The following is a 22,570-nucleotide window of genomic DNA, read 5'->3' on the forward strand; positions in this document are numbered from 1 at the left end:
CCGCGCCCGTTCTGACTGACATGACTGTGGGAGTAGCTCTCAACGCGTCCGACGCGCCGAACCAGGTCGACGCCACGGTACAACTGGCCCAGGAGCCAGCCGACTTCGGTCTCGCGTCGGCCTGGTTCGGGCAGACCTTCGGCGCGGACTCGCCCCAGCTGGCGGCGATCGTCGGTCGCGAAGTGCCCGGACTACAGGTGGGCACCTCCGCGATCCCCGTCTTCGGTCGCCACCCGCTGCTGGTCTCCAGCCAGGCCCAGACCGCCCAGGCCGCGACCCACGGCCGCTACCACCTCGGCCTGGCCCTGGGCACGAAACTGCTGACCGAGACCGGCTTCGGCCTGCCCTTCACACGCCCCCTCGCCCGGTTACGTGAATTCCTCACCGCCCTGCGGCAGTTGACCGAGACCGGTACGGCCGACTTCCACGGCGAGCTGCTCACCGCGACCACCCCGACCCCCGCGCGGGTACCGGGTGCCCAGAGCGGTGTCCCCCTGCTCGTCGCGGCGATGGGACTCCAGGCGCTGCGGGTCAGCGGCGAGCTGGCGGACGGGATCCTGCCCTATCTGGCGGGACCGCGCGCCCTGGCGGAACACATCGTTCCCGCCCTGACCGCCGCGGCCGCGGCGGTCGGCCGCCCCGCGCCCAGGGTCGTGGCCCTGGTGCCCGGCGTGGTAACCGACGACGTCGACGCGGTACGGGCCAAGGCCACGGAGAACCTCGCGTTCTACGAACAGATCCCGTCCTACGCGCGGGTCATCGAACTCTCCGGCGGCCGGCGGGCCGCCGACCTGGCCCTGATCGGCGACGAGAAGACCGTCGAGGCCGGGATACGGCGGTACCGCGACGCCGGCGCCACCGAGGTCGTGTTCTCGAGCACCGAGATCGCGGGAGAGACCGACCGCCGACGCACCTGGCGACTCCTGGGTGAGCTGGCCCACTGAGCGGCTCCGACAGCACGACAGACCGACAGACCGACAGACCGGCGAACCGACAGACCGGCGAACCGACAGGCCGACAGGCCGACCGCACCCTGCGGCCCCGCACGAAGGAGACTCCCCATGACCACCGAGGTCACCGCAACGGACCTCCATGCCTTCACCGAGAGCTGGCTGGAGTGGTATCGCGCCCAGGAAGCCCGGCTCTCCGCTCCGCACGGGTTCCTGGCCGTCACCGGCCTGCACTGGCTCGACGACCGGCCCCAGCGCTTCCCCGACGCGCCCGGGTCGTGGCGCACCGGCCCCGAGGGGGTCGTCGTGGACCTCGAAGACGGCGAGGAACTGGTCGTCGACGGAACACCGGTGCGGGGTGAACACCGCTTCGGCGTGCTTCCCGAGCGCGGCGGCGTCGACGCCGTCTGGGGAGGCGCCGTCATCGAGGTCGCCAAGCGCGGTGGCAACGACATCGTGCGCCCCCGGCACCCGGACGCACCGTTGCGCACCGCCTTCACCGGAACGCCTGCCTACGCCCCTGACCCGCGCTGGGTCGTGACGGGCCGCTACCTCCCCTTCGCCACACCACGGCCGACCACCGTGGGCTCCGCCGTCGAGGGCCTTGAGCATGTGTACGACGCACCGGGCGAAGTCGAGTTCGAGCTGGACGGGCAGCGGCTGTCCCTGACGGCGTTCGCCGGCCCCGGTGACGGCCGGCTGATGGTGCTGTTCACCGACGCGACCTCAGGCGTCACCACCTACGCGGCCAACAGGGCCCTGTCCCTGGAGCCGCCCGCCGCCGACGGCACAGTCGTCCTGGACTTCAACCGCGCCGCGAACCTGCCGTGCGCCTACACGGACCTGGCCACCTGCCCGCTGCCCCCGGCCGGGAACCGGCTGCCGGTGGCGATCGAGGCCGGCCAGCGGATCCCCCGCGAGCGCGGCGGTTCCTGACCAGGGATACGAGCAGTACGAGGTCGATGACAGTCGGTAGCCCGATGAGTCGCGGCTGCCCGCACTGCCGCTCCCCGGCGCGGGCTCAGTCGCTGTCGGGCTTCGCCTTCGGTTCTTCGGCAGTGCGGGGGCGTTCCGATGCCTCCTCCTCGTCGGCCAGGTCGGCCGGGTCCGGAGCGTCACCGGTCCACGCGACGGGCGGGGTCGGCGCCGTGATCGTCTGCGGTTCGTCGGAACCCGGGTGGACGCTCGGCTGGGACTCCGGCGTGTGGGACGTCTTCGCTTCGTCATGTGAGTTCGTCATGGGGGGCGGGTTCCCGTCGTTCCCCCGCGAATGCCCCCTGGGAGAGCCATCTGTTGCGACGCACACGCCTGGGGCGGCGTCCTCTTCAGTCAAGATCGCGCAGACAGGGGGCGCGGCCAGCACCGGCACATGGAGCAACCTCGGGGACGAGGTGTCGGTGGCCTCCGCGTCGCGCAGCGGCGAGCTGGACTAGGTGGTGACGCTGAAGCCGGGCGTCACGGTCGACCCCGGCACCTACCTCTTCAGGTTCCAGTACCACCACGACCAGGGCGATCGTGACGCCGGCGGCGGCCGCTACCACCTCACCACCACCTCCACCGCGGGACCACCGAGTGCCGCAAGGGCGGTTTCTGAGCCGTGTTGTCGTGATCCGAAGGACACGGCCTAGCAGTCGCGGGGGCCCGGCACCCCGGGGCCGATGCGGGCCAGCAGCCGCTGCCGCTCGGCGGCGAAGGCCGGGTCCGCCTGGTAGTCGGAGTGGCCGAGGATCGGGGCGGGGAGCGGATGGCCGGCGGTGCGGCCGTAGGCGAGGGGGTCCTTGAACGGCTCGGCGTCGACCTCCGGCCCGCACCGGCCCGGCAGCCGCACGGGGCCGCCTATGGGGTCGGTGAGCCGGTACAGATTGCGCCAGCAGTCGACCTCGCGGTGCAGGGAGGCGAGGGACGCCGGGCCGAAGTGGGCCGGGAACCACCGTCCGTACAGCCGCTCCAGCGGTGAGCCGTACGTCAGCAGCGCGACCCGGCTCCGGACCGCCGGGGTCAGCTGCCAGGCGGCGGCCGCCGCGAGGACGCTGCCCTGGGAGTGTCCGGAGATGACCAGCCGTCCGCCCGTGGTCCGCGTCCAGGTGGCCATCCGCCAGGTGAGGTCGGGCACGGCGCGCTCGGCGTAGCAGGGCGGCGCGAAGGGGTGCGCGGCACGCGGCCAGAAGGTGCCGACGTCCCAGAGGATGCCGATGGTGCGGCGCGCGGAGGCGTCCTTGTAGGCGCGACGGCCCCAGGTGACGAAGAGCAGGAAGCCGACGCCGATCAACCAGGACCCGAGCGCCTGCGCGGTCTGGGCCGCGCCCGCCACGAAGGCGTACGAGTCCCGTGCCGCCCGCGCCGGTGTCTCCCCCGTGGCGAACGCGCCGGCCAGCGCTCCGGCGCCGAGCAGGAGCGTCACGGTCGAGATGATGCCGACGACGCGGGGCGCGCGGTCGGTGAGGGCGGCCATGGCGCGGGTACGGGCGATGCGCAGGGTCCGGGCGGCGTCGCGGGGTTCGGGTTCCTCGTCCGGGCCGCTCGCCCGCGGCCTTACGGCCTCGGTCAGGCCGTACTCCTCCTCCACCGCCGCCGTCTCCTCGCGCCGCAGCAACCAGGTGCGGCGGGCCAGCCAGACGAGCAGGGCCACCACCACCAGGAGCAGGGGCGGGATGACGGCGGCCTGCCAGGTGAGGAGGATCGGCGGACCGGGGAGGGCGTCGTCGGTGCCGCCGAGCCAGTCGGCGACGCGCTGGGCGACACCGGCGGACATGACACCGCCGAGGGCGCAGGCCAGCATCGCGACGGCGGGGCCGCCGAGGCCGTACAGCGCGGTCCGCGGGTCGGGGCGGGAGCGGTACAGGACGCGGGCGACCACACCGAGGGCCAGGACGAGGAGGCCCTGGACCAGGGTGATCCCGCCGAAGGTCAGGTCCCCCGGCAGTCGGCCCGCCGAGCTCCAGCCGGGGCGGGACCAGCCCGCGTACACCAGGGCGAGGACGAGCACCGCGATCGAGGCCGTGGGCAGGCCGCGCACGAGGTGCTCGTCGAGGTCGCGGTCGAGGCGCTTCTCGGAGCGGCCCCTGCGGCACACCACCCACACCACGACCACGGCGAGCGCCACGAGCATCGCGTTGAACACCCACCCCAGGAGTTCCAGGACGGCGGGGCCGCCCGGGCGGCGGTCCTCACGGGCGGCGGACGTCCCGACGGCCGCCGCGACCGTCAGGAACCCGGCCGCCGTGTGGGCGGCGCGCAGCCGGGCCACGAGGCGGCGCCCGTACCAGAAGCCGGGGCGGCCGAGCGCGACCGGTTCGTCGTCGTCCTCGGCGGGGCGGACCTCGGCCCGGTCCATGGGGCGCTGCGACTCGTACGCGCTCCAGGTGCGGTGGGACAGGTACCACAGGAGCACGGTCAGGGCGGTGGGCACCACGGCGGCCAGGGCGAGGCGGCGGCCGGGGCTGCTCCACCAGCCGTGGTGGGAGAGGTCCGGGGAGAGGAAACCGAGCCAGGTGTGTGCCTCGGCGCAGGCGCGGGTGCCCGCGCACTGCCAGGCGGTCAGGTCGAGGGCGACTTCGCAGGCTGCGGCCACGAGCAGCACGGTCAGGGTCAGACCGGTGAGGCGGACCAGGAGGCCGTGCAGACGGATGGTCCGCCGTCTGCGGCGGGCGGTGGGGCGCATCCAGTGGGCGAGGTTGACGACCATGAAAGGCAGCAGCAACAGCCACAGGGCGCGGGAGCCGTTGCCGGAGGTGAGGTTGCACCAGACGTAGGCCTCGGGCACGGGTCCGCCGCGCTGGTCGGCGGGGCGGGCCTCGGCGTCGGCGTCGTCGATGCGGCGGAAGACGGCCGCCGTGTCGTCGCCGGTGACGCGGACGGTGCGCGGGTCGTCCAGCATGCGTTCGGGGGTGGTGCCGCCGACGCCGTGGACGAGCAGTTCGAGGGCGGTGCCGTCGTCGGTGCCTGTGCGGCCGGTGCCCTCGCGCCCGCCCGTCTCGGACCGTCCGGGGCGTTCTCCGTACTCGGCGTGCTCCGTCGCACGATCCACTGGTCCGCTTCCCCCGTGATGCGCCGCAAGGCATGTGTCCTGTGCAGGTACAGATGATCGCCGCAAAGCGGTCCTCGTACACCTGTGGGCACCGAATCTCCCCGATCCGTGTGATAGTGACGGGCGCGGCAACGCGATACGGGCTGTTCGTGCGCGTGCGGGTGGTGGCGCGACCCGTGGTGTGGCGTGCGAATATGGGACGTCCTCGGGACCGGGGGCGGGTGAATGTCCGCTTCGGAGGGGGTATGGGAGCGTGTCGGGCGTGATGGGGCGAAAGGACCGGAGCGAGCGTGAGTGAGAATCAGAACCTCCTCGCGGAGCAGCGGCGTGCCCTGATCCTCGACGAGGTGCGCCGCAGGGGCGGGGTCCGGGTCAACGAGTTGACGCGCAAACTGGGCGTCTCGGATATGACGGTCCGTCGCGACCTGGACGCGCTGGCCCGTCAGGGCGCCGTGGAGAAGGTGCACGGCGGCGCGGTCCCGGTGGCCGAGGCGAGTACGCACGAGCCGGGTTTCGAGGCGAAGTCCGGGCTGGAGCTGAGCGCCAAGGAGGACATCGCGCGGGCCGCCGCCGAGCTGGTGGCGCCGGGTTCGGCGATCGCCCTGTCGGGCGGTACGACGACCTACGCGCTGGCGCACCGGCTCGTGGACGTGCCGGATCTGACGGTGGTCACGAACTCGGTACGGGTCGCGGACGTCTTCCATGCCGCGCAGCGGACGACGGGTCCGCGGCAGGGGGCGGCGACCGTCGTGCTGACCGGTGGGGTGCGGACGCCGTCCGACTCGCTCGTGGGGCCGGTGGCCGATCAGGCGATCGCGGCGCTCCACTTCGACGTGCTGTTCCTCGGGGTGCACGGGATATCGGTCGAGGCGGGCCTGTCCACGCCGAACCTGGCGGAGGCCGAGACCAACCGCCGGCTCGTGCAGTCGGCGCGGCGGGTCGTCGTCGTGGCCGACCACACCAAGTGGGGGACGGTGGGCCTGAGTTCGTTCGCCGCGCTCGACCAGGTGGACACGCTGGTGACGGACGCGGGGTTGCCCGCGCAGGCGCGGGCGGAGATCTCCGAGCACCTGCGGCGGCTGGTGGTGGCCGGCGAGGACGAGGACAGCGACCTCTGACGAGGACGCGGGCCCCGCTCCCGGCGTCCTCGGGGAACGCGGGGCGACCGCGCGGCTCGCGCGGTCGCCCGCTTCACCGCGGAGGCGCCGCCCACACCCCCGTCGCCAGAAGCGAATCGATGGCCGCCGCGTACGGGGCGATGTCCAGGCCCTGTTCCCTCAGCCACGTGTCGGAGTAGTACTTGTCGAGGTAGCGGTCGCCGGGGTCGCACAGAAGCGTGACGACGCTCCCCCGGCGCCCCTCCGCCACCATCTCGGCGATGATCTTGAGGGCGCTCCACAGGCCCGTTCCGGTGGAGCCGCCCGCCTTGCGGCCGATGGCCTGCTCCAGGGCCCGTACGGCGGCGACACTGGCCGCGTCGGGGACCTTCATCATGCGGTCGATGGCGCCGGGGACGAAGCTGGGCTCCATGCGGGGGCGGCCGATGCCCTCGATACGGGAACCACAGTCGCAGGTGACGTCCGGGTCGCCGGTGCTCCAGCCCTCGAAGAAACAGGAGTTCTCGGGGTCGGCGACACAGATGCGGGTGTCGTACTGCATGTAGTGGACGTAGCGCGCGATGGTCGCGGAGGTGCCGCCGGTGCCGGCGGTGGCGACGATCCAGGTGGGCTCGGGGAAGCGCTCCAACTCCAGCTGGCGGAAGACGGATTCGGCGATGTTGTTGTTGCCTCGCCAGTCCGTGGCCCGCTCGGCGTAGGTGAACTGGTCCATGTAGTGGCCGCCGGTCTCCACCGCGAGGCGGGCCGACTCCTCGTACATCTTCCGTGAGTCGTCCACGAAGTGGCAGCGACCGCCGTGGAACTCGATGAGGCGGATCTTCTCGGCGCTGGTCGTGCGCGGCATGACGGCGATGAAGGGGACGCCGATCAGCTTGGCGAAGTACGCCTCCGAGACGGCGGTGGAGCCGCTGGACGCCTCGATGACGGGGCGGCCCGGCCGGATCCAGCCGTTGCACAGGCCGTAGAGGAAGAGGGATCGGGCCAGGCGGTGCTTGAGGCTGCCCGTCGGGTGGGTCGACTCGTCCTTGAGATACAGGTCGATCCCCCACTTCTCGGGCAGGGGAAAGCGCAGCAGATGGGTGTCGGCGGAGCGGTTGGCGTCGGCCTGGACCCGGCGGACCGCCTCTTTGAGCCAGGTCCGGTACTCGGGGTCGCTGTGGTCGACGTCGAGGGTCGCGCCAGGGCGAGTGGTCTGGGGGGTGCTCACGGCGTGCTCCTCACAGGGTGCGCCGACGACGGGTCGCGCGTCGGACGTCCCGATGATAAACACCTTCCGCACGCTTCTCACCTGCATAAACATGCCTTTGAGCAACCCAAAGACAGTCCTGTGGCGGCAATGCGCGGGGCGCATGGGGGGCGCATGCCGCGCGTGCGCCGGAACCCCGCCCCCGACCAACCGTGCGCACTGGTGCTCGACGGCGGGGACGTGCAGACTTCACCGCACGGGCCGGGTCGGTCCCCCCGAGGGGGTGGCACGGGGAAGCGCGCCCCTCGGGCACACTGGATCACGGTCCGGTACGGATCACTACGGCGGACAGCCGACACGACGGCGGAGAGCCGACACGACGGCGGAGAGCCGACACGACGGCGGAGAGCCGACACGACGGCGGACAGGCGAGAGCGCACTAGGGGGCGGGGCACATGGCGGAGCCGGAGTTCACGGCCACGGGCGTGCGGATCGGGAAGCGGCTGCGGCAGCTCACCCGGGCGGGCCAGGTCAGGATCGAGGACGGCCGGCTGCAGTTGCTGACCAGTTACGGCAGCGAGATCGACAGCGCCCCGGTGCAGGCGGTGCGCGCCTCGAAGCCCTGGTTCGCCAACGAGGACCGCGCGTTGGCCGATGTCAACGGCACCCGCTACACGCTCACCCTGAACGAGCACGACCCCGCTCCGGGAAAGCCCGGCCCGCCCTCGGCGCGCCGGTTCATCGAGGCGGTGCGCAAGGCGGCGGGGCGCGGCGGCTGACGGACCGCGAGTTGCGGGACCCGACCCCCTGGGTCACGCTGGTCTCAGTAACTCTGGGTTTACCGGCGATAACGCTGCGAACCAGCCCGCCGGCCACGACAGCGGGCGGCGATCTGTACGCAGCCACCCCATGAGCAGACGGCAGCCGCGGCGGCCGTCCACCAGGCGGCAGTCACAGGCGGCCGCCCCACAGCAGGCGGCGTTTTTCGCCCAGCCACCTCGCTGGATCCGTACTCCGATCTTCCGGACTCACATCGGGGAGTCGCAGCCGTGATCAGCCAGCAAAGCAGGCACTGCACGGTGGAGCTCCAAGCCCTGCCGTCGCGGATCGGCCAGGTCCGCAGAATCGTATCTGCGCAATTGCGCTACTGGCATCTGGATCCGTTGATAGAGCGGGCCGCGCTCGGTGTGACCGAGTTGCTGTCCAACGTCCACCGGCACGCGGAGCCGGACAAGTCGTGCACCGTGGAGATGGAGTTGCTCCTCGGCCGGCTCACGGTCTCGGTGCAGGACAACGACCCCCGCCTCCCGATCGTCCAGGACGCGGAGCCGTTCGCCACCAGTGGGCGCGGGCTCGCGATGGTCGCCGCGGTCAGCGAGAGCTGGGGTGTCCGTCCGCACGGCCGGACGGGGAAGGTCGTGTGGTTCACGCTGCCGGCGTCCTCGGCGGCGGTGCCGAAGATCTCGCCCTACGACGTCGGGCAGCCCCAACCGCAGTTGCAGCCGTGCGAAACCGGGTTCCGGCCCGCCGCGCGCGGGCGCAGGCCCGAACACGCTCCCGCCCGGTCGGCCGTCGCAGGCTGACCGGGCGGTGACCACCTTCGCCGTACGGCTGGTCCGTGCGCCGACCGGTGGCCCGGCGGGGGCACCGGTCGGTGGCTCATCCGCCCTTGCCCGACCGTCCGAACTGCTGGTCCAGGACGGACAGTCGGCGCCAGTACTCGTCCTCGTCCATCTCGCCGGAGGCGAAGCGGCGGCCGAGCAACGCGATCGGTGAGTCGCCGGTGGGACGGCTGTCGCCGTGCGGGGCGAAGCCGGCCGCCGACGGCCACCACGGGGCCCGGTGCCCGCGCCGGACGGTGCGGCGCAGGAGGGTGACGGCTCCGACGACGACCGCCGCCCAGATCAGGGGGAAGAGGAGCAGCCAGGGGGCGGGGCCGTTCCCGTGCGCGAGGGTGTGCATCTCGAACTCATCTCCTTGGGACGCGCCTTGTGTCGATGAGTCGAGCTTCTCGCCGCGAGGGGGTGCGGGTCGTCGTACGGGCAGCGGCCGTGGGAGTACCTCCCGTGGAGTACGGGGCCCGTCAGGTCAGGGCGGCCAGCGGGTCGTCCAGTACGGGTTGCCAGGCCAGTTCGGCGGCGCCGACCAGGCTGTTGTGGTCGAGGGTGCAGGGGAGGATGGGGACCACTGCGCTCTGGCGGGCCCAGAGGCTGCGGTCGGCGACCACGCCGCGCAGCCGGTCGGGGTCGGTGTCCAGGAGTGTGCGGTGCAGGCCCCCGAGGATGATCCGGTCGGGGTTGAGGATGTTGACGAGGCCGGCGAGGCCCAGGCCGAGGCGGTCGATGAGGGACTCGGTGGCGGTCCGCACGGCCGGGTCGGCGTACTCCGTGCGGATCAGGTCGTTGGCCTGTTGCAGCAGGGAGATCACGGGTCCGGGGTCACGGCCGGCCGCGGTGAGGAAGGCCAGTGGGTCGGCCTCCACGTCGAGGCAGCCGCGGCTGCCGCAGTGGCAGGGGCGCCCTTCGGGGTTGACGGTGAGATGGCCGACTTCGAGGGCGAGCCCCGAACTGCCGGTGTGCAGGCGGCCGTCGAGGACCAGCGCGCCGCCGACGCCCCGGTGGCCGGTGGCCACGCAGAGAAGGTGGCGGGCGCCCCGGCCGGCGCCGTGCCGGTGTTCGGCGAGCGCGGCGAGGTTCACGTCGTTGGCCGCGAAGGCCGGGCCCGGGATACCGGCCGCCCGTACCCGTTCGGAGAAGATCTCGCGGACCGGGGCACCCGCCGGCCAGGCCAGGTGCAGGGGGTTCAGGGCCAGACCCGCCGGTTCGGCCACGGCGGACGGCACGGCGAGTCCCGCGCCCACGCATCGCCGGCCCGTCTCGCGGAGCAGGCCGGCGCCCGCCTCGACCACCGACCCGAGCACCTTCGCCGGGTCCGCGTCGACGGTCTCGCAGCCGGGGGCGGTCGCCACGATCCGCCCGCCGAGCCCCACCAGCGCGGCCCGCCACCCGTCGGCGTGCACCTGGGCGGCGAGCGCGACGGGACCCTCCTCGGCGACCTCCAGACGGTGCGAGGGGCGGCCCTGGGAACCGGCGGCCGCGCCGGGGTGCGCGTCGACCCGGATCAGCCCCAGCGCCTCCAGCTCGGCGGCCACGGCACCCGCCGTGGCCCGCGTGACGCCCAGCTCGGAGGTGAGCACGGCCCGCGTCGGAGCCCGCCCGGTGTGCACGAGTTCGAGCGCCGGACCGAGCGCACCCCTCCCCCGGTCCAGCCGGGTGCGTGTCGTCGTCCCTGTCCCTTCGCCCGCCGCCTTGGGGGCCGCCTTGCCGTCCATGAGGGCGAGTCTCCCATGATCCGTACCGGGTCGGATGCCGCGGAGTCGGCCTCAGCCACCGCCGAAGCCGCTCACCCGCAGAGTGATGTTCAGCCGCCCGGCCAGGCCCAACGCGGGCGGCGCCGTCCCCGCGTACACCCGGGGCACCCCGTGGTACGCCTGCCGGGACGGCCCGCCGAACACGAAGAGGTCACCGCTGCGCAGCTCCACGTCCGTGTACGGCCGGGCCCGCGAGCGCGGGTTGCCGAAGCGGAACACGCAGGTGTCGCCGAGGCTCAGCGACACCACCGGCGCGTCCGACTTCTCGTCGCTGTCGCGGTGCATGCCCATGCGGGCGTCCCCGTCGTAGAAGTTGATCAGGGCGACGTCGTACAAGTTCTCCGGCACGCGGGGGTCGGCCGCCGTGCCGGGGGCCACCGCGGGGCCGGGGTCCTTCTTCGGGGTGGTCCCGGCGGCGTCCGCGACCGCGCGTCGGGCCAGGGCGTCCAGCCAGGACGGGAAGGGCTTCACGGGGGCGCCGTCCCCGTCGACCACCGTGCGGGCGTAGCCGTACGGATACCAGTGGTGGCCGAGGCAGACCTGGCGGGCGGTCATCGTGCCGCCGCCGGGAGTGCGGACCGTGCGGAGCCCGGCGGGCGGGCGGGCCCAGTCGCGGCAGGCCGCCAGGAGCCGCCGCTGCCGCTCCATGTCCAGCCAGTCGGGGACGTGGACCGCGCCCGGCGCGATCTCCGTACGGCTGCGGGGGAACAGCTCGGCGTCCATGCCTCCATCATCACGCACCCGGTGGGGACCCGGCCCGAGCTGCGGCTCGGTTAGCCTGGGCACACGATGAGCGACCGTATGACCGCGCCCTGGGGCGAGTACACCCTGGCCCGCCACCCCGAGGACCCCCGTGACCGGCTGCGCGCCTGGGACGCGTCCGACGCGTATCTGCTGCGCCACCTCGCGGCGGGCGGGACACCGCTGGACGGGACGGTCGTGGTGGTCGGTGACCGCTGGGGTGCGCTGACCACGGCGCTCGCCGGGCACCGGCCGACCCAGATCACCGACTCCTTCCTGAGCCGGGAGGCCACCCGGTCGAACCTGGCGCGCAACGGTGCCGACCCGGACACCGTGCGGCTGCTCACCACCCAGGATCCGCCTCCGGAGCGGGTCGACGTGCTGCTCGTCCGGGTTCCCAAGAGCCTCGCCCTCCTGGAGGACCAGCTGCACCGGCTGGCGCCGGCCGTGCACGAGGGGACGGTCGTCGTCGGCACGGGGATGGTGAAGGAGATCCACACCTCGACGCTCAAGCTGTTCGAGCGGATCCTCGGGCCGACCCGGACCTCGCTCGCCGAGCAGAAGGCACGGCTGATCTTCTGCACGCCGGACGCCGGTGTCGTGCGGGCCCGCGAGGCCGACCCGTGGCCGTACACCTATGAACTGCCGGACGACATCGGGCCGTTGGCCGGGCGTACCGTCGTCAATCACGCGGGGGTGTTCTGCGCCGACCGGCTCGACATCGGCACCCGGTTCTTCCTCCGGCACCTCCCCCGGGGCCGTGGCGGGCGCGTGGTGGATCTGGGGTGCGGCAACGGCGTGGTCGGTACGGCGGTCGCGTTGGACGACCCGGACGCCGAGGTGGTGTTCGTGGACGAGTCGTACCAGGCGGTGGCCTCGGCGGAGGCGACGTACCGGGCGAACGCCGACGGCAAGGCGGAGTTCCGAGTCGGGGACGGGATGGCGGGGTTCGAGCCGGGCAGCGTCGATCTCGTCCTCAACAACCCGCCGTTCCACTCCCACCAGGCGATGACCGACGCGACGGCCTGGCGGATGTTCACCGGGGCGCGGCGGGCGCTGCGGCCGGGGGGCGAGCTGTGGGTGGTCGGCAATCGCCATCTGGGGTATCACGTGAAACTGCGGCGGATCTTCGGCAACAGCCGACTCGTCGCCGGCGACGCGAAGTTCGTGGTGCTGCAGGCGGTCAAGCGGGGGGCGTGACGGCGCGGGCGCGCGGCGGGGGCCGTGACGCCGAGGGTGCGTATCCGTGTCCATGACCGCGGGGGTGCGCGCCCGTGTGCGCGACGGCCAGGATGCCTGTCCGTGGTGTTCGGCGGCAGGTCACGGTGCGACCCCGCGCAGGGCCCTCGGGGATGCGCCCAGTTCGCGGCGGCAGGCCTTGTTGAAGGCCTGGAGGTCGGGGATGCCCACGGAGGCGGCGACGGCGGGGATGGAGAGGGTCGTGGCGCGCAGCAGGTGGTGGGCGCGTTCGAGTCTGCGGCGGCGGATGTAGCCGACGACCGTGCTGCCCGTCTCCGCCCGGAACAGCCGGGTCAGGTGGTTGTGGGAGACACCGGCCGCCTGGGCCACCTCCGGGATGGACAGCGACGCCGCGAGGTGTGCCTCGATGTGGGCGATGGCCGTGATGACCGCCGGGTGCGGGCCCGGATCCGCCGCCGCGGGCGGGGTGAGGTGGGCGACCCGCCACAGGGTCGTCCAGATCTCCGCCCTGGTGCGCTCGGGCTCGCTCGGGGCGGCGGCCACCGCATGGAGCAACAGGTCGGTCAGGGCGGGGAGTTCGGGGCCGGTGTCCTGGACGACGGGGACCGTGCGGAGCGCGCCGGTCGGGGCGATGCGCAGGTGGGCGTACAGGTGTTCCGAGCGGCCCCGGTAGCGATAGCGGACCGTGGTGCCGGGCGGGACGAGGCTGACCCGGCCGGGGCGGATGGTGTGGACGGAGCCGTCGACGGTCAACTCGGCCTCGTACTGGTAGAGGTGGAGCTGCCAGAGCTCCGGGAGCCGGAACACGTCCGTCCGCCCGGCCACCCCGTGCACACCGACTCCGATGCCCGCGACGACGGGCGGCTCACCGAGGTTGATCTCCGTCTCCCGCATGACGGAAAAGTACCAGTGACGACCGTCACATTCTCCGCCCGGACGGCTCCGTTAGCAGGACCTTTACACGGCAGCCCGGGGCGCGCCCCTTCCCGTATGGACGGCGAATCGGTCATCTCGGGCGCCCCGGCTCACGGGACGGCGAACACCACCGCCCGGCCCCGAAGCCTCACGTCGAACGGGTGGCCAGGACGCCGATCAGCCGGGCCACCGTCTCCGTCATCGCCGTACGGCCCTCCCTCAGATAGGTGCGGGGGTCCACGGCCTCGGGGCGGGCGGTCAGGAAGTCGCGGATCGCGCCGGTCAGGGCGACGTTGAGGGCGGTACCGATGTTGACCTTGACGATGCCGCCGGTGACGGCCGCCCGGAGTTCGCCGTCGGGGACGCCGGAGGAGCCGTGCAGGACGAGGGGGACGTCGAGGGCGCCGGAGAGCCGCTTGAGGAGGGTGTGGTCGAGGGTGGCGGTCCGGGTGGTCATGGCGTGCGCGCTGCCGATGGCCACGGCGAGGGCATCCACTCCGGAATCGGCCACGAAGGCTCGGGCCTCGTCGGGGTCGGTACGGGCGCCGGGGGCGTGCGCGTCCAGCGGCGGCAGCCCGTTCTTGCCGCCGACCTGCCCCAACTCGGCCTCGATCCACAGCCCCCGGGCGTGCGCCCAGTCCACGGCGGCCCGGGTGGCGGCGAGGTTCTCGGCGTACGGCAGGCGCGACGCGTCGTACATCACCGAGCTGAAGCCGGCGTCGGGTGCCCGGCGCAGCAGGTCGTCGTTCTGGATGTGGTCGAGGTGGAGCGCGACGGGCACGGTCGCGCGCTCGGCCGCGGCGGTGGCGGCGCGGGCCAGCGGGAGCAGATCCCCGTCGTGGAACTTGACGGCGTTCTCGCTGACCTGCAGGACGACGGGCGCGCCGACGGACTCGGCGCCCGCGACGACGGCCTCCGCGTGCTCCAGGGTGATGATGTTGAACGCGGCCACGGCGGTGTGCGCGGCGGCGGCCCCCGTGATCAGCTCACCGGTCGTCGTGAGGGGCACAACTCCTCCTGAAGATCTGGACGGTCGAGGATCCGCGGTCGGTGCGGGTTCGTCGCGCGATCCGCACGCACCGCGCGGCCGGCGTTCGCCATACGGTCCCGGGGCGCCGTACGATCCGCACGCGCCGCGCGGGCCGGGCTCGTCACGGGGTCGGGTCGAGGATCACCGAGCGGGTGAGGTGGCGGGGTCGGTCCGGGTCGAGGCCGCGGGCCGCGGCCACGGCGACGGCGAGGCGCTGGGCGCGGACGAGTTCGGCGAGGGGGTCGAGCCGGCCGGCCACCCAGATCCCGCCGGTCCGGCGGACCTGCTCGGCCAGCCCTTCGGGGGCCTCCCCGAACATCCACGTCGCCGTACCCCGTGTGGTGACGCTGATGGGACCGTGCCGGTACTCCATCGCCGGATATCCCTCGCTCCACGCCAGCGCCGCCTCCCGCAGCTTGAGCGCGGCCTCGTGCGCCAGCCCCACGGTCCAGCCGCGGCCGAGGAAGGTGAACTGGGCACTGTCGACGACCCCTTCGGGCAGCGGGGCATCCAGCGCGTTGCGGGCGTCGGTCACGGCACCGTCGACGGGCAGGCCCACGTGGGCGCGGAGCAAGGTGAGCGCCGTGGTGGCGAAGCGCGTCTGGACGACGGATCTCTCGTCGGCGAAGTCCAGCACGACGAGGTCGTCGGCGGCCGTCATCACCGGTGTGTCGGGGTCGGCCGTGATGGCGGTGGTGCGGGTACGGCCCCGGAGCGCGCCCAGGAGGTCGAGCACCTCGGTGGTGGTGCCGGACCGGGTGAGGGTGACGACCCGGTCGTAGGCACGGCCGTGGGGGAACTCGGAGGCCGCGAAGGCGTCCGTCTCGCCCTGCCCCGCGCGTTCGCGCAGTGCCGCGGCGGCCTGGGCCATGAAGTACGACGTGCCGCAGCCGACGAGCGCCACCCGCTCCCCCGCCGCGGGCAGGGCACCGGCGTGGGACGCCGCCTCGGCGGCGGCGCGGGACCAGCACTCGGGCTGGCTGTTCAGTTCGTCCTCGACGTGGGTCATATGGTCACCCTCCCCAGCGCACGACAGGTCCATGCTCGTACGTGCAAGATAGAGCTTCATTTCGAACATCTTCCAGCATGCGGGCGGTGCCGTCTGCGCTAGGGTCGTCCGAAGATCACGTCCGGACGGAGAGGTGGGGTGCCCCATGTCCCGCGACGCCCGCTGGCAGGCGCTGCTCGAACTGCTCGTGGAGCGGGGGCGGCTCGACGTCGAGGAGGCGGCGGCCGAGCTGACGGTGTCGGCGGCGACCATCCGACGCGACTTCGACCAGCTGGCCGAGCAGCAGATGCTCGTCCGGACGCGGGGTGGGGCGGTCGTGCACGGGGTGTCGTACGAGCTGCCGCTGCGCTACAAGACGGCCCGGCGGGCCACCGAGAAGCAGCGCGTCGCGAAGGCGGTGGCGGAGCTCGTCGCGCCCGGTGAGGCGGTGGGCCTGACGGGCGGCACGACCACCACGGAGGTCGCGCGGGCGCTGGCCGTGCGCGGCGACCTGGCGTCCGGGACGCCCGCGCTGACCGTCGTCACCAACGCGCTGAACATCGCGAGCGAGCTCGCCGTGCGGCCCCAGTTCAAGATCGTGGTGACGGGCGGGGTGGCCCGCGCGCAGTCGTACGAGCTGGTCGGGCCGCTCGCGGACGGGGTGCTCGGTCAGATCACCTTGGATGTGGCGGTGCTCGGTGTGGTCGCGTTCGACGTCGTGCACGGCGCGGCGGCGCACGACGAGGCGGAGGCCGCGGTCAACCGGCTGTTGTGCGAGCGCGCGGAGCGGGTCGTCGTCGCGGCCGACTCCAGCAAGCTGGGGCGGCGGGCGTTCGCGTGGATCTGCGCGGCCGACTCGGTGGACACCCTGGTCACGGACGCGGCGGCCGAGCCGGAGACCGTACGGCGGTTCGAGGAGGCGGGGGTACGGGTCGTGGTGGTCTGAGGCCGGCCTCGGACGCGCCGACGCGGTCTTCGAGGGGCGCGGACCCAGGCCGTGCCTAGTGGGACGCGCTCGCGAGGAGGCCGTACAGCAGGGGGATGCGGGGCTCGGGCAGACGCCACCAGCCGGACGGGGTGCGGGTCATCCGGGGCCAGCGGGGCCAGGGCAGTTCGTCGCTCTCCCGCAGACTCCGGATGACGAGGCCTGCGGCGATGAGGGCGTTGACCACCTCGTCCAGGCCGTGCGTCCACTCGTAGCTGTCGGTGGCGCCCTCCAGGGCGGGGCCGTCGGTGTAGGTGTACGTCGCGTCACGGTGCACGGCGCTCCCGCTGTTCAAGTAGTCGTGGCGCAAAAGGAGTTCGGGGCCGGAACCCGGGGCGGGTTTCGGGCCGAGGGAGTTGAGCAGCGGGTGGAACTCGGCGATGTACAGCCTCCCGCCGGGCCGCAGGAGGCGGGCCACGACGCCGGCCCAGCGGCCCAGGTCCGGCAGATAGCACAGGGCCCCCTTGCCCGTGTACACCACGTCGAACTGCCGCTCTTCCAGGGCCTCGACGGCGTCGTACACGTTCGCGCGTACGAAGGTGACGTCGAGGCCCGCCTTCCGCGCGATGCCGGTGGCGGCGGCCACCGACGCCTCGGAGAAGTCGAGGCCGGTGGCGTGCGCCCCGCGCTGCGCGAAGGCGAGGGTCTCGGTGCCGAGATGGCACTGGAGGTGCAGCACGTCCCGGCCGTGCAGTTCGCCGAGGTCCTCCCACTCCCAGGGGGCGAACCAGCGTGCGGGGTCGAGGTTCTCGTCGAGGGCGTAGAAGCGACTGGCGAGATGGACGGGGGTCCGGGCGTCCCAGTTGGCCTCGTTGGCCCGCATCATGCGCTCATGGGCGTCGGTCATGACGCCATCCAAGCAAAGCCGGGGCGCCGCGACACGGCTTCCGGGTGCGTAGGTCCGGCCGAGCTCGCGGGCGGGACGGCCAGGTAGGCGCCCCGCCCCCGCCCGCTCAGTGCCCGTGCCCGGTGGACGTGTCGTGGGTTCCGTCCGCGTCGTGCGGCTCCTGCGGGGCAGCCGGAGCTGCCGGGCCTGCGGCGCGGACGGTGAACGCGGCGGTACGGACCGTCCCCTCGTGCTTGAAGTCGAGGAAGAGGCGGTACGTGCCGGCGCTGGGCGCGGTGGCCGTGAAGGAGATGCCGGGGCCGGGTTCGGTCTCGCCGTCGCCGGGCTCGCCGTTCGGGTGGACATGCAGGTAGGCGAGGTCACCGGAGCGCAGGGCGACCAGGTGGCCGTAGGCGCCGAGGTAGGGCTGGAGGTCGGTGACGGGGCGGCCGTTCCGGGAGACGGTGAGCTTCAGCTCGCCGGCGGCGCCCGGGCGGAGCCCGCCGTCCAGTTCGACCTCGTAGCCGTCGACCTCGGCGGTGGTGTCAGGCTCGGGCAGCCGCTGCGGTTCGTAGGCGCCCGAGGCGGCGAGGTCGGCGCCGAGCGTGAGGTTCCGGGCGCCCTTCGCCGCGGGGGTGAAGTCGGCGAAGACGCGGTAGCCGCCCGCCCTGGGCAGGTCGACGGGGGTGCTCCAGGTGCCGTCGGCCGCGCGGGTGGGGTGGAGGTGGCGGTAGGTGACCAGGTCGCGTGAGGCGACGATGAGGTGCAGTTCCTTGTCGTGCTCGCGCTGGTACGCGGTGACGGCGCGGCCGTCGTCGTCGCGGATGACGAGGCGCAGGTCGGCGCGCTTTCCCGCGGTGACGGCCGTGGTGCGCAGATCGAGGGTGTAGCCACCCTCGGAGATCTGCAGGCCGCCGGCCGGCGGCGTCTCGTGCCGCCCGGTGTGACCGCCGCCCTCGTCGGGCTCCGGTGAGATACGGCTGTGGCTGTCGTGGCGCGGGGGCGCACTGTCCGCGACGACGGGCTCGACGCCCTTGCCCACCCCGTAGGCGGTGCCGAAGGTCGCGGCCAGCGCGGCGGCGAACGCGGTGATCCTCAGTCCGGTGTTCATGGCCGTCTCCTCGGGATGTGGAAGGTCTCTAGGCAGCCCACCATACCCCCTGGGGGTATGTAGTCAAGTGCTTGGAGCCGCTTGCGTGGGATACCGCGCGGGGGTATACGGACAGCAGGGCTCCGCCCTCGTCAAAGCCCACGGCCCCGCGCCGGCCGCGAATTTGCGTCGATCCTGGGCGATCGGCGGGGGTTCCCCACCACAGGTTCCACCGGTCCGTCCTCCCGGCCGGCGCACTCGGCCTCGCCCGGCGGAGGGACGTCGACCCGCCAGAAGGATCGAGCCGGCGCGCCAGGACGGACAGCGCCGCGGCGCGGATCACCGCCTGTCGACCACGGCCGGCACGCGCCAGGCGGCGCCCGGCAACGCCTCCGTCCAGGCGGCCACCCGGCGGCACAGGTCGCCCACCGACTCACCGCCTGCGGGGCCGCCCCCTCCTGGGCCGCCGTGCGGCGCCCCTCCGGGGCCCCCGGAACGCCTCCGTCACCGCCGGTCCGGCCTTCACGGCAGCCGTGGCGGCGGTACGTGGCCGAACGCCGGGTGCCTACACCTGCGGCCTGAGCGGAACACCGTGACCGGACCCGCCGGGGGCGCGCCCGGCGGGTCCGGTCACGGTCGGCGGCGGTCAGCTCCGGTACGCGACCAGCGGTTCGCGGGCGGCGATCTGGGACGCGTCGGCGTACACCAGGCGGGCCATGAGGGCCGACCCCGCACCTCGCAATACCCCCGCCGGGTATAAACAGGACCACAGATCCCCTTGCGACCGATACGGGCTGGAGGTATACCTAGTACCTGCCTCAGATACCCCCGGGGGGTATGACACGCCAGGGCGCGCGAGCCCGAGGAGGCACTCGGCTCCCTGATCGCCCAGGCCGTCGACGAGGCCGGCTACGGCTTCACCGGCCGCGTGACCGACTGACCCACGCGCCGGGCGGGGCACCGCCCTCCTCGTGGCCCCTGTCCCATCCGCCCACCATCGCGTCCGTGACTTCCGAGGAGCAGACATGACCACCACCACGCCCGGCGCCGCCGAGGTCGAACTGGCCATCGGCGGCATGACCTGCGCCTCGTGCGCCGCCCGCATCGAGAAGAAGCTCAACCGCATGGACGGGGTCGAGGCCACCGTCAACTACGCCACCGAGAAGGCCAAGGTCACCTACCGCGAGGACGTCACCGTCCCCGACCTGATAGCGACGGTCGAGGCCACCGGCTACACGGCGCACGAACCCGAACCCGAGCCCGTTCCCGCCGAGCCGGAGGCCGGCGACGGCACCGCACGACAACGGGGCGACGAATTGCGGCCCCTGCGGCAGCGCCTGACGGCCGCCGTCGTCCTGGCCGTGCCGGTGATCGCGATGGCCATGGTCCCGGCGTTCCAGTTCGAGTACTGGCAGTGGCTGTCACTGACGCTGGCGGCGCCCGTGGTGACGTACGCCGCCTGGCCGTTCCACAGGGCTGCCTGGACCAATGCCCGGCACGGTGCCGCCACCATGGACACCCTGATATCGGTCGGCACGTCCGCCGCGTTCCTGTGGTCGCTGTGGGCGCTGTTCCTCGGCACGGCCGGCACACCCGGCATGACGCACCCCTTCGAGCTGACCGTCGCCCGCACCGACGGGGCCGGGAACATCTACCTGGAGGCCGCGGCGGGTGTCACGGCCTTCATCCTGGCCGGCCGGTACTTCGAGGCCCGCTCCAAGCGGAAGGCGGGCGCGGCGCTCAAGGCGCTGCTGGAACTGGGCGCCAAGGAAGTCACCGTGCTGCGCGGCGACCGCGAGGAACTGCTCCCCGTAGGCCAGTTGAAGGTCGGCGACCGGTTCCTCGTACGGCCCGGCGAGAAGATCGCCACCGACGGTGTGGTCGTCGAGGGCGCCTCCGCCGTGGACGCCTCCATGCTCACCGGCGAATCGGTGCCGGTCGAGGTCGGCAGCGGGGACACCGTCACCGGAGCCACGCTCAACGCCGGCGGCCGCCTGGTGGTCGAGGCCACCCGGGTCGGCGCCGACACCCAGCTCGCCCGCATGGCCAGGCTGGTGGAGGACGCGCAGAACGGCAAGGCCGCGGCCCAGCGGCTGGCCGACAGGATCTCCGCGGTCTTCGTGCCGGTCGTCATCGCCCTCGCGCTCGGCACCCTGGGCTTCTGGCTCGGCAACGGCGCCGGGCTGACCGCCGCCTTCACCGCCGCGGTCGCCGTCCTGATCATCGCCTGCCCCTGCGCCCTGGGCCTGGCCACGCCGACCGCCCTCATGGTCGGCACCGGGCGCGGTGCCCAGCTCGGCATCCTCATCAAGGGGCCCGAGGTCCTGGAGACGACGCGCAAGGTCGACACCATCGTCCTGGACAAGACCGGCACCGTCACCACCGGCAGGATGGCCCTGCTCGCCGTGCACACCGCCGACGGCACCGACGAGGACGAGGTCCTGCGTCTCGCGGGCGCCCTGGAGCACGCCTCCGAGCACCCCATCGCACAGGCGGTGGCCTCCGGCGCCGCCGACCGCGTAGGCACCCTGCCCACCCCGGAGGACTTCGCGAACATCGCCGGACTGGGCGTCCAGGGCGTCGTCGAGGGCCACGCGGTCCTCGTCGGCCGCGAGAAGCTGCTCGGCGAATGGGCCATGTCCCTGCCGGAGGACCTGCGACGCGCCAGGGCCGAGGCCGAGGCAGCCGGACGTACCGCCATCGCGGTCGCCTGGGACGGCGAGGCGCGCGCGGTCCTGGAGGTCGCCGACGCCGTCAAGGAGAGCAGCCCGGAGGCCATCGAGCGGCTGGGTGCCCTGGGTCTGACGCCCATCCTGCTGACCGGGGACAACAAGGCGGTCGCCGACGCGGTCGCCGCCGAGGTGGGCATCGCTCCCGAGCACGTGTTCGCCGAGGTGATGCCGCAGGACAAGGTCGACGTGGTCAAGCGCCTGCAGGGCGAGGGGCGTTCGGTCGCCATGGTCGGCGACGGAGTCAACGACGCCGCCGCACTGGCCCAGGCGGACCTGGGCCTGGCCATGGGTACGGGTACGGACGCCGCGATCGAGGCGGGTGACCTCACGCTGGTGCGGGGCGACCTGAGGGTCGCGGCGGACGCCATCCGCCTCTCCCGCAGGACGCTGGGCACCATCCGCTCCAACCTCTTCTGGGCCTTCGCCTACAACGTGGCCGCCCTGCCCCTCGCAGCCGCCGGCCTGCTCAACCCGATGATCGCGGGCGCGGCCATGGCCTTCTCGTCGGTCTTCGTGGTCGGCAACAGTCTGCGACTGCGCGGATTTCAGCCCACCGGCCGCTGAAACAGCCGTCCGGGCCCTGGGTGCCGGAGGACGACAAGCGATTTCTCGCCGACGGGGCACGGAACAAGCCTCTTCCCGCACCCACGGGACGAAAGCGGAATCGCAATAGCAAGCGCATAGTTCCGTTTCGTCTCCGGGGTGCGCTTCCGGCAGCCACAGTTCCAGACAAAGAGCGATAGGACGGCCAGCCACCCCGCGATCCGGGAATAGGAATGCGGGCTTCCTCGCAAGGCTCCGGCCCCGCCCTCGACGTTCCTTCCCGTCCGTCCACTTCGGCGAAAACCCACTCCGCACAGCAACGCCTTCGCCACCGAGAGACACAGAGCGCACAGAGCGGACGGAGCGCGTCGTGAACACCCCCTCTATCCGGTGACGCTCCCGCTCCTACCGCTCTCACCAGGGCCGCGGCACCCGCCGCGCTCTCCCCGCGCCCCGCTTTCGCCACTGGGCACGCAGCCCCGAAATGACCACGCACCGTTGCCATTTGACGCCTCGCCGTGCAGGTCGAAACTGCCGACAAGATGAGGCAACCATTCAGTCGTTCGATTCGTATAACTCCGTGGAGGCACAGCGACCCGGCCCGACAGAGCGCGGCCGGAGCGTCACCATCCGTTTTTCCGGATGGTCCCGAACCAAGGAGAAACGATGCGACTGTTCGTACTCAACTACGCTCGTACCACTGAGCAGTTGGAGTTCAGCGCTCCGTACACCTACGACTCCGGGCTGCAGTTGAACGTGCTCCCCGATGGGCGGATCGCCGCCCACGACCTGGCTCTGATGCGGGAATTGGGGGCCACCACGTCCACGGCGGGCTCGAAGACCCACTTCGACGACTGAACGCGGACATA

Annotated in this window: 20 protein-coding genes; 9 read left to right on the forward strand and 11 right to left on the reverse strand. The window is 72.9% G+C overall.

Features of this window, described 5'->3' with window-relative positions:
• Positions 1-20: 20 nt before the first annotated feature.
• Both ACZ4Z3_RS15675 and ACZ4Z3_RS15680 read left to right on the forward strand, forming a co-directional pair.
• Entirely contained in the window at positions 21-944 is a 924-nt protein-coding gene (locus ACZ4Z3_RS15675) for an LLM class F420-dependent oxidoreductase (RefSeq protein WP_468501503.1), read from the forward strand.
• A 117-nt stretch (positions 945-1,061) separates the two neighbouring features.
• Entirely contained in the window at positions 1,062-1,886 is an 825-nt protein-coding gene (locus ACZ4Z3_RS15680; protein WP_468501504.1) for a DUF1684 domain-containing protein, read from the forward strand.
• Positions 1,887-1,971: 85 nt separating this feature from the next.
• Here ACZ4Z3_RS15680 and ACZ4Z3_RS15685 read toward each other — a convergent pair whose 3' ends face one another.
• Both ACZ4Z3_RS15685 and ACZ4Z3_RS15690 read right to left on the reverse strand, forming a co-directional pair.
• Positions 1,972-2,190, reverse strand: a complete 219-nt coding sequence (locus ACZ4Z3_RS15685) for a hypothetical protein (RefSeq protein ID WP_468501505.1) — start codon at positions 2,188-2,190, stop codon at positions 1,972-1,974.
• 384 nt (positions 2,191-2,574) lie between these two features.
• A complete protein-coding gene (locus ACZ4Z3_RS15690; protein WP_468501506.1) occupies positions 2,575-4,977 on the reverse strand; it encodes a hypothetical protein in 2,403 nt (800 codons plus the stop codon).
• Positions 4,978-5,267: 290 nt separating this feature from the next.
• Here ACZ4Z3_RS15690 and ACZ4Z3_RS15695 point away from each other — a divergent pair, with 290 nt between their 5' ends.
• Positions 5,268-6,095 carry a DeoR/GlpR family DNA-binding transcription regulator gene (locus ACZ4Z3_RS15695; RefSeq protein ID WP_468501507.1) on the forward strand — a complete coding sequence of 276 codons (828 nt, stop codon included), beginning with the start codon at positions 5,268-5,270 and terminating at the stop codon, positions 6,093-6,095.
• A gap of 73 nt (positions 6,096-6,168) precedes the next feature.
• On the opposite strand, the gene cds1 is transcribed toward ACZ4Z3_RS15695, so the two are convergent.
• Positions 6,169-7,302 (reverse strand): L-cysteine desulfhydrase Cds1, encoded by a 1,134-nt coding sequence (gene cds1, locus ACZ4Z3_RS15700; RefSeq protein WP_468501508.1) that lies wholly within the window; start codon positions 7,300-7,302, stop codon positions 6,169-6,171.
• Between the two features lie 434 nt (positions 7,303-7,736).
• Here cds1 and ACZ4Z3_RS15705 point away from each other — a divergent pair, with 434 nt between their 5' ends.
• Positions 7,737-8,060, forward strand: a complete 324-nt coding sequence (locus tag ACZ4Z3_RS15705; RefSeq protein ID WP_055517608.1) for a hypothetical protein — start codon at positions 7,737-7,739, stop codon at positions 8,058-8,060.
• Between the two features lie 270 nt (positions 8,061-8,330).
• Positions 8,331-8,864, forward strand: a complete 534-nt coding sequence (locus tag ACZ4Z3_RS15710) for an ATP-binding protein (protein WP_468501509.1) — start codon at positions 8,331-8,333, stop codon at positions 8,862-8,864.
• 76 nt (positions 8,865-8,940) lie between these two features.
• On the opposite strand, the gene ACZ4Z3_RS15715 is transcribed toward ACZ4Z3_RS15710, so the two are convergent.
• From ACZ4Z3_RS15715 to ACZ4Z3_RS15725, 3 genes are all read right to left on the reverse strand, one after another.
• Complete coding sequence (locus ACZ4Z3_RS15715; RefSeq protein WP_468501510.1) at positions 8,941-9,243, reverse strand: SHOCT domain-containing protein; 303 nt, start codon at positions 9,241-9,243, stop codon at positions 8,941-8,943.
• Positions 9,244-9,364: 121 nt separating this feature from the next.
• The gene (locus ACZ4Z3_RS15720) at positions 9,365-10,612 is read right to left on the reverse strand and encodes an ROK family protein (RefSeq protein ID WP_468501511.1); all 1,248 of its coding nucleotides are present in this window, start codon (positions 10,610-10,612) and stop codon (positions 9,365-9,367) included.
• 51 nt (positions 10,613-10,663) lie between these two features.
• Entirely contained in the window at positions 10,664-11,374 is a 711-nt protein-coding gene (locus tag ACZ4Z3_RS15725) for an alpha-ketoglutarate-dependent dioxygenase AlkB family protein (protein WP_468501512.1), read from the reverse strand.
• Positions 11,375-11,440: 66 nt separating this feature from the next.
• Between ACZ4Z3_RS15725 and ACZ4Z3_RS15730 the strand changes: the two genes are divergently transcribed.
• Positions 11,441-12,592 carry a methyltransferase gene (locus ACZ4Z3_RS15730; RefSeq protein ID WP_468501513.1) on the forward strand — a complete coding sequence of 384 codons (1,152 nt, stop codon included), beginning with the start codon at positions 11,441-11,443 and terminating at the stop codon, positions 12,590-12,592.
• Between the two features lie 120 nt (positions 12,593-12,712).
• Here the strand turns inward: ACZ4Z3_RS15730 and ACZ4Z3_RS15735 are convergent, their stop codons facing one another.
• The 3 genes from ACZ4Z3_RS15735 to ACZ4Z3_RS15745 all read right to left on the reverse strand — a co-directional run bounded on the left by ACZ4Z3_RS15735 (position 12,713) and on the right by ACZ4Z3_RS15745 (position 15,546).
• On the reverse strand, positions 12,713-13,486 hold the full coding sequence (locus ACZ4Z3_RS15735) for a helix-turn-helix domain-containing protein (RefSeq protein WP_468501514.1): 774 nt from the start codon (positions 13,484-13,486) through the stop codon (positions 12,713-12,715).
• 169 nt (positions 13,487-13,655) lie between these two features.
• Complete coding sequence (locus ACZ4Z3_RS15740; RefSeq protein ID WP_468501515.1) at positions 13,656-14,516, reverse strand: class II fructose-bisphosphate aldolase; 861 nt, start codon at positions 14,514-14,516, stop codon at positions 13,656-13,658.
• Positions 14,517-14,658: 142 nt separating this feature from the next.
• Entirely contained in the window at positions 14,659-15,546 is an 888-nt protein-coding gene (locus ACZ4Z3_RS15745; protein ID WP_468501516.1) for an SIS domain-containing protein, read from the reverse strand.
• Between the two features lie 145 nt (positions 15,547-15,691).
• On the opposite strand from ACZ4Z3_RS15745, the gene ACZ4Z3_RS15750 reads away from it, so the two are divergent.
• Complete coding sequence (locus ACZ4Z3_RS15750) at positions 15,692-16,471, forward strand: DeoR/GlpR family DNA-binding transcription regulator (protein WP_468501517.1); 780 nt, start codon at positions 15,692-15,694, stop codon at positions 16,469-16,471.
• A gap of 55 nt (positions 16,472-16,526) precedes the next feature.
• Here ACZ4Z3_RS15750 and ACZ4Z3_RS15755 read toward each other — a convergent pair whose 3' ends face one another.
• Together ACZ4Z3_RS15755 and ACZ4Z3_RS15760 are read right to left on the reverse strand one after the other, a co-directional pair.
• Entirely contained in the window at positions 16,527-17,357 is an 831-nt protein-coding gene (locus ACZ4Z3_RS15755; RefSeq protein WP_468501518.1) for a class I SAM-dependent methyltransferase, read from the reverse strand.
• A gap of 106 nt (positions 17,358-17,463) precedes the next feature.
• A complete protein-coding gene (locus tag ACZ4Z3_RS15760) occupies positions 17,464-18,447 on the reverse strand; it encodes a hypothetical protein (RefSeq protein WP_468501519.1) in 984 nt (327 codons plus the stop codon).
• Positions 18,448-19,451: 1,004 nt separating this feature from the next.
• Between ACZ4Z3_RS15760 and ACZ4Z3_RS15765 the strand changes: the two genes are divergently transcribed.
• Positions 19,452-21,722 (forward strand): heavy metal translocating P-type ATPase, encoded by a 2,271-nt coding sequence (locus ACZ4Z3_RS15765; RefSeq protein WP_468501520.1) that lies wholly within the window; start codon positions 19,452-19,454, stop codon positions 21,720-21,722.
• Positions 21,723-22,367: 645 nt separating this feature from the next.
• Entirely contained in the window at positions 22,368-22,559 is a 192-nt protein-coding gene (gene tgmA / locus ACZ4Z3_RS15770) for a putative ATP-grasp-modified RiPP (RefSeq protein ID WP_055517641.1), read from the forward strand.
• The last annotated feature ends 11 nt before the right edge of the window (positions 22,560-22,570 follow it).

It is taken from the genome of Streptomyces sp. NPDC030296 (genome assembly GCF_055572815.1).

Coding starts and splice junctions, on each gene's coding strand:
- ACZ4Z3_RS15675 (WP_468501503.1), top strand. CDS start 21: ATGACTGTGGGAGTAGCTCTCAACGCGTCCGACGCGCCGAACCAGGTC.
- ACZ4Z3_RS15680 (WP_468501504.1), top strand. CDS start 1,062: ATGACCACCGAGGTCACCGCAACGGACCTCCATGCCTTCACCGAGAGC.
- ACZ4Z3_RS15685 (WP_468501505.1), bottom strand. CDS start 2,190: ATGACGAACTCACATGACGAAGCGAAGACGTCCCACACGCCGGAGTCC.
- ACZ4Z3_RS15705 (WP_055517608.1), top strand. CDS start 7,737: ATGGCGGAGCCGGAGTTCACGGCCACGGGCGTGCGGATCGGGAAGCGG.
- ACZ4Z3_RS15715 (WP_468501510.1), bottom strand. CDS start 9,243: ATGCACACCCTCGCGCACGGGAACGGCCCCGCCCCCTGGCTGCTCCTC.
- ACZ4Z3_RS15720 (WP_468501511.1), bottom strand. CDS start 10,612: ATGGACGGCAAGGCGGCCCCCAAGGCGGCGGGCGAAGGGACAGGGACG.
- ACZ4Z3_RS15725 (WP_468501512.1), bottom strand. CDS start 11,374: ATGGACGCCGAGCTGTTCCCCCGCAGCCGTACGGAGATCGCGCCGGGC.
- ACZ4Z3_RS15730 (WP_468501513.1), top strand. CDS start 11,441: ATGAGCGACCGTATGACCGCGCCCTGGGGCGAGTACACCCTGGCCCGC.
- ACZ4Z3_RS15735 (WP_468501514.1), bottom strand. CDS start 13,486: ATGCGGGAGACGGAGATCAACCTCGGTGAGCCGCCCGTCGTCGCGGGC.
- ACZ4Z3_RS15745 (WP_468501516.1), bottom strand. CDS start 15,546: ATGACCCACGTCGAGGACGAACTGAACAGCCAGCCCGAGTGCTGGTCC.
- ACZ4Z3_RS15750 (WP_468501517.1), top strand. CDS start 15,692: ATGTCCCGCGACGCCCGCTGGCAGGCGCTGCTCGAACTGCTCGTGGAG.
- ACZ4Z3_RS15755 (WP_468501518.1), bottom strand. CDS start 17,357: ATGACCGACGCCCATGAGCGCATGATGCGGGCCAACGAGGCCAACTGG.
- ACZ4Z3_RS15760 (WP_468501519.1), bottom strand. CDS start 18,447: ATGAACACCGGACTGAGGATCACCGCGTTCGCCGCCGCGCTGGCCGCG.
- ACZ4Z3_RS15765 (WP_468501520.1), top strand. CDS start 19,452: ATGACCACCACCACGCCCGGCGCCGCCGAGGTCGAACTGGCCATCGGC.
- tgmA (WP_055517641.1), top strand. CDS start 22,368: ATGCGACTGTTCGTACTCAACTACGCTCGTACCACTGAGCAGTTGGAG.